This window comes from Streptomyces sp. NPDC036815 (genome assembly GCF_055609205.1).
This window is the reverse complement of record NZ_JBVJPW010000005.1, coordinates 136,076-148,071: the sequence shown is the minus strand read 5'-3', so window position 1 is coordinate 148,071 and position 11,996 is coordinate 136,076. Positions and strand designations below refer to the sequence as shown.

The 11,996-nt window shown below is 70.7% G+C and carries 8 protein-coding genes; 3 read left to right on the top strand and 5 right to left on the bottom strand.

The genetic code is table 11. The features are described 5' to 3' along the window. Window positions 1–43: 43 nt before the first annotated feature. Entirely contained in the window at window positions 44–2,035 is a 1,992-nt protein-coding gene (locus tag ACZ69I_RS13705; RefSeq protein WP_470832238.1) for a CocE/NonD family hydrolase, read from the top strand. Here ACZ69I_RS13705 and ACZ69I_RS13700 read toward each other — a convergent pair. After that, window positions 2,032–2,877: an HAD family hydrolase gene (locus ACZ69I_RS13700; protein WP_470832236.1), complete on the bottom strand. Its 846-nt coding sequence runs from the start codon at window positions 2,875–2,877 to the stop codon at window positions 2,032–2,034. The two genes, ACZ69I_RS13705 and ACZ69I_RS13700, sit on opposite strands and share 4 nt — an antisense overlap. Before the next feature lie 338 nt (window positions 2,878–3,215). Between ACZ69I_RS13700 and fahA the strand changes: the two genes are divergently transcribed. Beyond that, entirely contained in the window at window positions 3,216–4,481 is a 1,266-nt protein-coding gene (fahA, locus tag ACZ69I_RS13695; RefSeq protein ID WP_470832235.1) for a fumarylacetoacetase, read from the top strand. 36 nt (window positions 4,482–4,517) lie between these two features. Further along, window positions 4,518–4,640: a hypothetical protein gene (locus ACZ69I_RS13690; protein WP_470832233.1), complete on the top strand. Its 123-nt coding sequence runs from the start codon at window positions 4,518–4,520 to the stop codon at window positions 4,638–4,640. A gap of 6 nt (window positions 4,641–4,646) precedes the next feature. On the opposite strand, the gene recQ is transcribed toward ACZ69I_RS13690, so the two are convergent. The 4 genes from recQ to nuoL all read right to left on the bottom strand — a co-directional run bounded on the left by recQ (window position 4,647) and on the right by nuoL (window position 11,984). After that, the gene (recQ, locus tag ACZ69I_RS13685; RefSeq protein ID WP_470832231.1) at window positions 4,647–6,647 is read right to left on the bottom strand and encodes a DNA helicase RecQ; all 2,001 of its coding nucleotides are present in this window, start codon (window positions 6,645–6,647) and stop codon (window positions 4,647–4,649) included. A gap of 167 nt (window positions 6,648–6,814) precedes the next feature. Continuing rightward, window positions 6,815–8,464, bottom strand: a complete 1,650-nt coding sequence (nuoN, locus tag ACZ69I_RS13680) for an NADH-quinone oxidoreductase subunit NuoN (RefSeq protein WP_467670539.1) — start codon at window positions 8,462–8,464, stop codon at window positions 6,815–6,817. Continuing rightward, entirely contained in the window at window positions 8,461–10,032 is a 1,572-nt protein-coding gene (locus tag ACZ69I_RS13675; RefSeq protein WP_467670541.1) for an NADH-quinone oxidoreductase subunit M, read from the bottom strand. The genes nuoN and ACZ69I_RS13675 overlap by 4 nt, the downstream gene beginning before the upstream one ends. A 5-nt stretch (window positions 10,033–10,037) precedes the next feature. Next, a complete protein-coding gene (nuoL, locus tag ACZ69I_RS13670; protein WP_470832229.1) occupies window positions 10,038–11,984 on the bottom strand; it encodes an NADH-quinone oxidoreductase subunit L in 1,947 nt (648 codons plus the stop codon). Between the last annotated feature and the right edge of the window lie 12 nt (window positions 11,985–11,996).

Sequence of the window (11,996 nt, the reverse complement as noted above, 5' to 3'; positions counted from 1 at the left end):
CACACCGTCCCCCGAGGACACCCCGTCCACTGAGGTTTCACTCATGCAGATCCGCGACTCCTTCCCGTACGAGACGGTCCGCGAGGACATCCGCGTACCCCTCGCCGACGGGACCAAGCTCTACGCGCGCGTGTGGCGCCCGGTCACCGACGAGCCCGTACCCGTACTCCTGGAGTACCTCCCCTACCGCCTCAGCGACTGGACGGCGCCGCGCGACTGGCAGCGCCACCCCTGGTACGCGGGCCACGGCTACGCCTCCGTACGCGTCGACGTCCGCGGGCACGGCAACAGCGAGGGGCTGCCCACCGACGAGTACTCGGCGCAGGAGCTCGCCGACGGCGTCGAGGTGGTGAACTGGCTGGCCGCGCAGGCCTGGTCGAGCGGCAAGGTCGGCATGTTCGGCATCTCCTGGGGCGGCTTCAACTCGCTCCAGATCGCGGCGCTCGCCCCCGAGCCGCTCAAGGCGGTCGTCACGGTCTGCTCGGCGGACGACCGCTACGACAACGACGTGCACTACATGGGCGGCTCCGTCCTCGCGGTCGACATGCACGCGTGGGCGGCGACGATGCTGGCCTTCGTCTCGCGTCCGCCGGACCCGTACTTCGTGGGCGACGCGTGGCGCGAGATGTGGCTGACCCGCCTGGCGGCGGTCGAACCCTTCATCCACACCTGGCTGGACCACCAGACCCGCGACGACTACTGGCGCCACGGCAGCGTCTGCGAGGACTACTCCGCGATCGGCGCCGCGGTGCTCACGGTCGGCGGCTGGCACGACCCGTACCGCGACACGGTGCTCCGCCTGGTGGAGAACCTCCCCGACGACCGGGTGCGCGGGCTCATCGGCCCCTGGTCGCACCAGTACCCGGACCGGGGCCTGCCGCCGGGCCCGGCGATCGGCTTCCTCCAGGAGACCCTGCGCTGGTGGGACCACCACCTCAAGGGCATCGACACCGGCGTGATGGCCGAGCCGAAGCTGCGCTCCTGGATCAGCGACTCGCACCCGCCGGCGACGGTCTACCCGGAGCTGAGCGGCGGCTGGGTGGGCGACCCGTCCTGGCCGTCCCCGAACGTCACACCCCTCGCGTACGCCCTCCAAGGCGCCCCCGTCGTCGTCGGCTCCCCCCAGCACACCGGCCTGGACGCGGGCCGCTACTTCCCCTTCGGCAACGACGCCGACCTGCCGCCCGACCAGCGCGACGAGGACGCCAAGTCGGCGTGCTTCGAGTTCGAGGTGCCCTCGGAGGTACGGGTCCTCGGGCGGCCCAGGGTGACGCTGCGGCTGCGGATGGACGTGCCGTACGGCCAGGCGATCGCCCGCGTCTGCGACATCGCGCCGGACGGCTCCTCCACCCTCGTCACCCGGGGCGTGCTCAACCTCTCCGCCCGCAACGGCAGGGACCGCGCCGACGCGTGGCCGCTCGGCGCCACCGAGGACGTGACCTTCGAGCTCAACGGCATCGGCCACACCTTCCCGCCGGGCCACCGCATCCGCCTCGCGGTCTCCTCCGCGTACTGGCCCTGGATCTGGCCGCAGGCGGACTCGGTGGGCTTCACGCTGGACCCGGTGGGCAGTTCGCTGGAACTGCCGGTGCGCGAGGGCGACTTGGACCCCTCGATCACCTTCGGACCGCCGGAGCAGTCGGAGCCCCTCGGCGTGGCCTACCCGGCCACCCTGGACGAACAGCGGCCCGAGCGCCTGGTCGTACGGGATGTCGCCAAGGGCGAGTGGCGCCTGGAGGTCGACCCGCGCTACGGCGGCACGCGCGTGTACCCCGACGGCCTGGAGTTCACCGAGGACGCCCTGGAGACGTACACGATCCAGGAGGACGACCCGCTGAGCGCCCGCACCCGCTCGGACTGGACGATCCGCCTGCACCGGCCCGAGCTCGGCTGGGACGTGACGGTCGAGACCCGCTCGGAGATCACCTGCGACGCGGCGGACTTCATCACCTCGAACGAGGTGGTGTGCCGGGAGGGCGCCGAGGTCGTCTTCCACCGGACCTGGGAGAAGCGGATCCGGCGGACGGCGGGCTAGGGCTTGTACGGACGAGGGGCCCTAAAGCCTTTCGTTTGGATCAGGAGGCGTTCGAGGACGACGGCCACGCCGTCGTCCTCGTTCGAGAGGGCCAACTCGTCGGCCACCGCCTTCAGTTCGCCGTGGGCGTTGGCCATGGCCACCCCGTGCGCCGCCCACAGGAACATGGGGATGTCATTGGGCATGTCCCCGAAGGCGAGGGTGTCCGCGGCCGTCAGGCCGAGCCGTTCGGCGGCCAGGGCGAGGCCGGTCGCCTTGGTCACCCCGCACGGCTGGAGCTCCACCGTGCCGGGTCCCGACATGGTCACCGACGCGAGCGAGCCCACCGCGTCCCGCGCCACCGCCGCCAACTCGTCGTCCGCCAGCCTCGGATGGCGCAGCAGCACCTTGCTGATGGGCTCCTCCCACAGCACGTCGCGCCTGGGCACGCGCACCGCGGGCAGCGTGGGGTGCGGCATCTCGTACCCCGGCTCGATGAGCGTGAGGCCCTCCACGCCGTCCTGGTCCACGGCCGCGTAGACCTGCCCGACCTCCGCCTCGATCTTGCCGAGCGCGGTCTCGCCGAGCTCGCGGTCGAGCGTGACCGACCACTCCATCCGGTCCGCCCCGGCGTCGTACAGCTGCGCCCCCTGGCCGCAGACGGCCAGGCCTTCGTAGCCGAGCGCGTCGAAGAGGGGCCGCACCCGCGGCGCCGGGCGGCCTGTCACCACGAGGTGCCGGGCGCCTCGCTCACCCACGGCGGCCAGCGCCCGCCGCGACCGGTCCGAGACCGTGTCGTCGCCGCGCAGCAGCGTCCCGTCCAGGTCAGTGGCGATGAGTGCATATGCGAGGGGAGCGGACATGATCCAGAGAATACGGATCCTGGGCTCCGCGGGAAGCTGCTTGGCAAGGTGCGCATACGGGCGGGTGAGGCCGGATGGGACAGCGGTCCCGCCGGTTCACCGGAAAGTGGAGGATTAGATTCCGGCATGCCTCATTCCGACTAGGCGATACGGGCAACACCCCGTCCCCCACACGGCCGTTCGGAGCGTCGGCGCGAGTACCTGCGGGCCTCCGGTCCGCCGCACGCGCACGGGACCCGCCACCTATCGGAACATTGCCGACTCTTTGGGCACTGCCGCAACAGGGGCCTCCACACGTAACGTGTGGCACACCCCTATGGAAAGCGAGGCAGGTACGCATGTCCGAGCAGACCCCGCTCGACCCGGCCGCCGGCGACCCCTTCGGCCTGCCCGAGGGCGACCCCTTCGGACCGCACAACCTTCCCTACGGCGTGTTCTCACTGGCCGGCGAGGCGGACGACCGGCGCAGGGTCGGGGTACGACTCGGCGGTCACGTCCTGGACGCCGGCGCCGCGGCCGCCGCGCTCGGCGCCCCCTACGTCTCGCTGCTCGCCCGGCCCACCCTCAACCCGCTGCTCGCCGCGGGCCGCAGGGCCTGGTCCGATGTGCGGCGCGCCCTGACGGCGTGGGTGACGGTGCCCGCCCACCAGGAGGTCGTGCGCCCCCTGCTGCACCCCCTCTCCGAAGTGACCCTGCACCTGCCCTTCGAGGTCGCGGACTACGTCGACTTCTATGCCTCCGAACACCACGCGAGCAACCTGGGCCAGATGTTCCGGCCGGACGCGCCGAGCCCGCTGACCCCCAACTGGAAACACCTGCCCATCGGTTACCACGGCAGGTCCGGCACGGTCGTGGTCTCCGGGACCGAGGTCGTGCGCCCGAACGGCCAGCGCAAGGCGCCCGCCGACGCGGCTCCCGTCTTCGGCCCCACGACCCGGCTCGACATCGAGGCGGAGGTGGGCTTCGTCGTCGGCGCCTCCTCGACGCACGGGACACCCGTCCCCCTCGCGGACTTCCGCGAGCACGTCTTCGGGCTCACCCTCCTCAACGACTGGTCCGCGCGCGACATCCAGGCCTGGGAGTACGTGCCGCTGGGGCCGTTCCTCGGCAAGTCCTTCGCCACCTCCGTCTCCGCGTGGATCACCCCGCTCGAGGCGCTGGACTCGGCACGGATCGCGCCGCCCGAGCGCACCCATGAGCTCCTGCCCTACCTGGACGACTCCACGGGCCCCGCGGCGGACGAGCCCGGCGGCTACGACCTGCGCATCACGGTGACGCTCAACGGCCGGGTCATCTCCGAGCCGCCGTTCTCCACCGTGTACTGGACCGCGGCGCAGCAGCTGGCGCACATGACGGTCAACGGCGCCTCGCTGCGCACCGGTGACCTGTACGGCTCGGGCACGGTCAGCGGTCCCGAGCCCGGTCAGTACGGCTCCCTGATCGAGATCACCTGGAACGGCCGCGACCCCCTCGAACTCCCCGACGGCACGCGGACGTTCCTGGAGGACGGCGACGAGGTCACGCTCTCGGCCTGGGCCCCCGGCCCGCACGGCACGAAGGTGGGCCTCGGCGAGGTGACGGGCCGGATCGCGGCAGCGCGCTGACCCACCGAAGGGGCACCTGCCACCCGCTCGTACTCAGTGCGTGAGACGAGCGGGTGGCAGGTCGAACTCGACCTCACCGTCATCACCGCCCGGCGCTCGGCGCCCGGCGCTCGGCGCCCGGCGCTCGGCGCCCGGCGCTCGGCGCTCGGGATTCCGTAGAACTCTCTACCAGTCCGGCTCCTCATCCCCCCAGTCCGGCTCCACCTCATCGCTGAGCGGCACCTCCGACCCGCCCGGAGCCTCACCCTGAGCCGCGCCCCCGGCAGGCGCCCCGCCCAGGAACTCCGCGACGACCCCGACCACGCCCTCGCCGTACGTCGCCCGCTTCTTCTCGCCCACGCCGCTGATGCCCGCGAGGTCCGCCACGGCGGCGGGCCGCAGCGTGGCGATCTCGCGCAGCGTGGCGTCGTGGAAGATCACGTACGCCGGGACGCCCTGCTCCTTCGCCTGGGCGCCGCGCCAGGCGCGCAGCGCCTCGAAGAGCGGCACCGCCTCCGGCGGCAGCTCGGCGACCGCGGCCGCCGACTTGGCCTTGCGCTCGCCCTTGGCCGCCCGCGCCGCCGGCGCCCGCTTCGGCTCCTTGCGCAGCCGGACCTCGCGCTCCCTGGCGAGGACGGAACCGCTCGTCTCGGTGAGCACCAGCGTGCCGTACTCCCCCTCGACCGCGATCAGGCCCTGCGCGAGGAGCTGGCGCACCACGCCCCGCCACTCGGCCTCCGCGAGCTCCTCGCCGATGCCGAAGACGGAGAGCTGGTCGTGGTCGAACTGGATGACCTTCGCGGTCTTCTTGCCGAGCAGGATGTCGATGATCTGGCCCGCGCCGAACTTCTGGCCGCGCTCGCGCTGGAGGCGCACGACCGTGGAGAGGACCTTCTGCGCCGCCACCGTGCCGTCCCAGGTCTCGGGCGGGGTGAGGCAGGTGTCGCAGTTCCCGCAGGACTCGGGCGCCGTCGTCTCCTGGCCGAAGTAGGTGAGGAGCTGGGCGCGGCGGCACTGCGCGGTCTCGCACAGCGCCAGCATCGAGTCCAGGTGCGAGGAGGCCCGGCGCCGGAACGCCTCATCACCCTCGCTGCCCTGGATCATCTTGCGCTGCTGGACGACGTCCTGCAGGCCGTACGCCATCCAGGCCGTCGAGGGGAGGCCGTCGCGGCCCGCGCGGCCCGTCTCCTGGTAGTACCCCTCGACCGACTTGGGCAGGTCGAGGTGGGCGACGAAGCGAACGTCCGGCTTGTCGATGCCCATGCCGAAGGCGATCGTGGCGCAGACGACGAGGCCCTCCTCCCGCAGGAAGCGGGACTGGTGGGTCGCGCGCGTGCCCGCGTCCAGACCCGCGTGGTACGGGACGGCCTCGATGCCGTTCCTGCAGAGGAACTCGGCGGTCTTCTCCACCGAATTGCGGGACAGGCAGTAGACGATGCCCGCGTCGCCCGCGTGCTCCTCCTTCAGGAAGGACAGGAGCTGCTTCTTGGGCTCGGCCTTGGGCACGATGCGGTACTGGATGTTGGGCCGGTCGAAGCTCGCCACGAAGTGCTTGGCGTCCGGCATGCCGAGCCGCTGCGTGATCTCCCGGTGCGTGGCGTGCGTGGCCGTGGCCGTCAGGGCGATCCGCGGCACGTCCGGCCAGCGCTCGCCGAGGAGCGAGAGCGCCAGGTAGTCGGGGCGGAAGTCGTGGCCCCACTGCGCGACACAGTGCGCCTCGTCGATGGCGAAGACGGAGATCTTGGCCCGCCCGAGGAGCTCCAGGGTCGAGTCGAGACGCAGCCGCTCGGGCGCGAGATAGAGCACGTCGAGCTCGCCCGCGAGGAACTCCGCCTCCATCACGCGCCGCTCGTCGAAGTCCTGCGTGGAGTTGATGAACCCGGCCCGCACGCCGAGCGCCCGCAGCGCGTCGACCTGGTCCTGCATGAGCGCGATGAGCGGCGAGACCACGACGCCCGTGCCCGGCCTGACCAGGGCCGGGATCTGGTAGCAGAGGGATTTGCCGCCGCCGGTCGGCATGAGGACGACGGCGTCCCCGCCGCCCACCACGTGCTCGATGATCGGTTCCTGCTCGCCGCGGAAGGCGTCGTACCCGAAGACGCGGTGGAGCGTGCGCAGGGCATCGCTCTCCGTCACGCCGCCGGCCGTCGCGCCCGGCACCGATACCGGCGCCGTCACCTCACTCATGCTGTCGGTCCCATCCATCGCCCTGTCCCCCGCCGTACGTCCTGCCTCGTTCACTGCCTCCACGATAGGGCTCCCCGCCGACACCCCGGACAGTTATCCACAGGCCGCCGCCCGGCACCCCCACTCTGGGGAGGCCGGGCGGCGACACGCGTGCGGAAGAAGCCGGGCTACCGGACGAAGACCCCGGCCTGGTTCGCCAGATCCAGGAAGTACTGCGGGGCCACGCCGAGGACCAGCGTCACCGCGACACCCACGCCGATCGCCGTCATCGTCAGCGGCGAGGGCACGGCGACCGTGGGGCCGTCCGCCTTCGGCTCGCTGAAGAACATCAGGACGATCACGCGGATGTAGAAGAACGCGGCGACCGCCGACGACAGCACACCGACCACGACCAGCGGCCCCGCGCCGCCCTCCGCCGCCGCCTTGAAGACCGCGAACTTCCCGGCGAACCCGGAGGTCAGCGGGATGCCGGCGAAGGCGAGGAGGAAGACCGCGAAGACCGCGGCGACCAGCGGGGACCGGCGGCCGAGCCCCGCCCACTTGGACAGGTGCGTGGCCTCGCCGCCCGCGTCCCGCACCAGCGTGACGACGGCGAAGGCGCCGATGGTCACGAAGGAGTAGGCGGCCAGGTAGAAGAGGACGGAGGAGATGCCGTCCGGGGTGGTGGCGATGACACCGGCGAGGATGAAGCCGGCGTGCGCGATGGAGGAGTACGCGAGGAGGCGCTTGATGTCGGTCTGGGTGATCGCGATGATCGCGCCGCCCAGCATCGTGATGACCGCGATGCCCCACATGACCGGCCGCCAGTCCCAGCGCAGGCCCGGCAGCACCACGTAGAGGAGACGGAGGAGCGCGCCGAACGCGGCCACCTTCGTCGCCGCCGCCATGAAGCCGGTGACCGGCGTCGGGGCGCCCTGGTACACGTCCGGGGTCCACATGTGGAAGGGCACCGCACCCACCTTGAAGAGCAGTCCCATCACCACCATCGCGACGCCGATCAGGAGCAGCGCGTCGTTGCCCATGGTGTCGGCGAGCGCCGGGTCCACGGTCTTGACGTTGCCCTCGACGACGTTCGCGACCGTCGCGTACGACACCGAACCCGCGTACCCGTAGAGGAGCGCGATGCCGAAGAGCGTGAACGCCGAGGCGAAGGCGCCGAGCAGGAAGTACTTGACGGCGGCTTCCTGCGACATCAGGCGCTTGCGGCGGGCGAGCGCACAGAGCAGGTACAGCGGCAGGGAGAAGACCTCAAGGGCGATGAAGAGCGTCAGGAGGTCGTTGGCCGCGGGGAAGACGAGCATGCCGCCGATGGCGAAGAGCGCCAGCGGGAACACCTCGGTGGTGGTGAACCCGGCCTTGACGGCGGCCTGTTCGCTCTCGCTGCCCGGCACGGACCCGGCCTGCGCCACGAACGAGTCGACGCGGTTTCCGTGCGCCACCGGGTCGAGGCGGCGCTCCGCGAAGGTGAAGATCGCGACGATTCCGGTGAGCAGAATGGTGCCCTGCAGGAAGAGCGCGGGGCCGTCGACCGCGATCGCGCCCATCGCCGCGACCTGCGCCTTGGTCGTGCCGAAGCCGCGGGCCGCGAGCCCGACGACCGCGGCGAAGGCGGCGGCCAGGGCGACCACGGAGACGAACAGCTGCACGTAGTAACGGGACTTGCGGGGGACGAAGGCTTCGATGAGCACTCCGAGGACGGCCGCGCCGATGACGATCAACGTCGGCGACAGCTGTCCGTACTCGATGTTGGGCGCGTCGATCTTGTCGATCGGATCGGCGGCCGTTGTCCACAGGCTGTGGACGGCTGATGCGCTCACTTGGCCGCCTCCACCTCGGGCTTGGGGTCCTTCTTCTGTACGTCGGACATCGTGTGCTTGACCGCCGGGTTCACGAGCTCGGTGAGCGGCTTCGGATAGACGCCGAGGCCGATCAGGAGTGCGATCAGCGGTGCGACGACGACCAGTTCCCGGACGCGCAGGTCCGGCATGGCCGAGACCTCCGACTTCACGGGGCCCGTCATCGTCCGCTGGTAGAGGACGAGGGTGTAGAGCGCGGCGAGCACGATGCCGACCGTCGCGATGATCCCGACCACCGGGTAGCGCGCGAACGCGCCGACCAGGACGAGGAATTCACTCACGAACGGCGCGAGCCCGGGGAGCGAGAGAGTGGCCAGGCCGCCGATCAGGAAGGTGCCGGCAAGCACCGGGGCCACCTTCTGCACCCCTCCGTAGTCGGCGATGAGCCGCGAGCCGCGCCGCGAGATCAGGAAACCGGCGACCAGCATCAGCGCGGCGGTCGAGATGCCGTGGTTGACCATGTAGAGCGTCGCGCCGGACTGGCCCTGCGAGGTCATCGCGAAGATGCCGAGGACGATGAATCCGAAGTGCGAGATCGACGCATACGCCACCAGGCGCTTGATGTCGCGCTGGCCGACCGCGAGCAGTGCTCCGTAGATGATGCTGATCAGGGCGAGTACGAGGATGACCGGCGTCGCCCACTTGCTCGCCTCGGGGAAGAGCCCGAGGCAGAACCGCAGCATCGCGAACGTGCCGACCTTGTCCACGACCGCCGTGATCAGTACGGCGACCGGGGCGGTCGACTCCCCCATCGCGTTCGGCAGCCAGGTGTGCAGCGGCCAGAGCGGCGCCTTCACCGCGAAGGCGAAGAAGAAGCCGAGGAAGAGCCAGCGCTCGGTGTTGGTCGCCATGTCGAGCGTGCCGTTGGCCCGCGCCTCGGCGATCTCCTGGAGCGAGAAGTTCCCCGCCACCACATAGAGGCCGATCACGGCGGCCAGCATGATGAGGCCGCCGACGAGGTTGTAGAGGAGGAACTTGACGGCCGCGTACGAGCGTTGGGCCGCGGCGTTCTCGTCGGAGCCCGCGTGGGCGCGGTCTCCGAAACCGCCGATGAGGAAGTACATCGGGATGAGCATGGCTTCGAAGAAGACGTAGAAGAGGAAGACGTCCGTCGCTTCGAAGGAGATGATCACCATCGCCTCGACGCCGAGGATCAGGGCGAAGAAGCCCTGGGTCGGGCGCCATCGCGACGACTGTGTGCCCAGGGGGTCGGCGTCGTGCCAGCCCGCCAGGATGATGAAGGGCATCAGGAGCGCGGTGAGTGCGATGAGGGCGACGCCGATGCCGTCGACCCCGAGCTCGTACCGCACCCCGAAGTCCGCGATCCAGGCGCGGGATTCGGTGAGCTGATAGCGGTCGCCGTCCGGGTCGAAGCGGACGAGAACGGTCACGGCGAGCGCGAGCGTCGCCAGCGAGACGAGCAGCGCGAGCCACTTGGCGGCGGACCGCCGGGCGGCCGGAACGGCTGCCGTGGCGATCGCGCCGACCGCGGGCAGGACCGCCGTCGCTGTCAGGAGAGGAAAGGACATCGGTATCAGACCGCCCTCATCAGCAGGGTCGCGGCGATGAGTACCGCAGCGCCGCCGAACATCGAGACCGCGTAGGAGCGGGCGTAGCCGTTCTGCAGTTTGCGCAGCCGGCCGGAGAGGCCGCCGACCGAGGCCGCCGTGCCGTTGACGACCCCGTCGACCAGCGTGTGGTCGACGTAGACCAGGGACCGCGTGAGGTGCTCGCCGCCGCGGACCAGGACCACGTGGTTGAAGTCGTCCTGGAGGAGGTCGCGGCGGGCGGCCCGGGTGAGCAGCGAGCCGCGCGGGGCGGTGACCGGGACGGGACGTCGGCCGTACTGCACGTAGGCGAGGGCGACGCCGATGACGAGGACCACCATGGTGGCGCCCGTGACCGTGGTGGCGCTCAGCGGCGAGTCGCCGTGGTCGTGGTGGGTGACCGGCTCCAGCCAGTGCATGAAGCGGTCGCCGATGCTGAAGAAGCCACCCGCGAACACCGACCCGAAGGCGAGCACGATCATCGGGATCGTCATGGACTTCGGGGACTCGTGCGGGTGCGGCTCGTCGTGGGCACCGCGGTTCTCCGCGGCGGGCTCGACGTCCGGCTGGTCCGGGGAGGCGGTCGGGCGGTTGCGCCACCGCTCCTCGCCGAAGAAGGTCATGATCATCACGCGCGTCATGTAGTACGCGGTGATGGCCGCGCCCAGGAGCGCCACCGAGCCGAGGATCCAGCCCTCCGTGCCGCCCTTGGCGAACGCCGCCTCGATGATCTTGTCCTTGGAGAAGAAGCCGGACAGGCCGGGGAAGCCGATGATCGCGAGGTAGCCGAGGCCGAAGGTGACGAAGGTGACCGGCATGTACTTCCGCAGGCCGCCGTACTTCCTCATGTCGACCTCGTCGTTCATGCCGTGCATGACCGAACCTGCGCCGAGGAAGAGCCCGGCCTTGAAGAAGCCGTGCGTCACCAGGTGCATGATCGCGAAGACGTAGCCGACGGGGCCGAGGCCCGCGGCCAGGATCATGTACCCGATCTGGGACATCGTCGATCCGGCGAGGGCCTTCTTGATGTCGTCCTTCGCGCAACCGACGATCGCACCGAAGAGGAGCGTGACCGCGCCCACGACGGTGACGGCGAGCTGCGCGTCAGGGGCGGCGTTGAAGATCTCGCCGGAGCGGACGATCAGATACACGCCCGCGGTCACCATGGTCGCCGCGTGGATCAGGGCCGAGACCGGGGTCGGGCCCTCCATCGCGTCGCCGAGCCAGGACTGCAGCGGCACCTGTGCGGACTTGCCGCACGCGGCGAGCAGCAGCATCAGGCCGATGGCGGTGAGCTTGCCCTCGCTCGTCCCCTCCGTCGCCTCCAGGACGGGCCCGAAGGCGAACGTCCCGAAGGTGGTGAACATCAGCATGATGGCGATCGACAGGCCCACGTCGCCGACCCGGTTGACCAGGAAGGCCTTCTTCGCGGCGGTGGCCGCGCTGGGCTTGTGCTGCCAGAAGCCGATCAGGAGGTACGAGGCGAGGCCCACGCCCTCCCAGCCGACGTACAGGAGCAGGTAGTTGTCGGCGAGGACCAGGAGGAGCATCGCCGCGAGGAACAGGTTCAGGTAGCCGAAGAAGCGGCGGCGCCGCTCGTCGTGCTCCATGTACCCGATCGAGTAGATGTGGATCAGGGTGCCCACACCGGAGATCAGCAGGACGAACGTCATCGACAGCTGGTCGAGCTGGAAGGCGACGTCCGCCTGGAAGCCCTCCACGGGGACCCAGCTGAACAGGTGCTGCGACAGCGAGCGCTCCTCGGCGCCCTTGCCCAGCATGTCGGTGAACAGCACGACGCCGACGACGAAGGAGGCGGCCGCGAGCAGCGTGCCGAGCCAGTGGCCCGCGCGGTCCAGTGCCCGCCCGCCGCACAGCAGTACGGCCGCTCCGAGCAGAGGCGCCGCGACGAGCAGCGCAATCAGGTTCTCCACTTTTCAGCGACC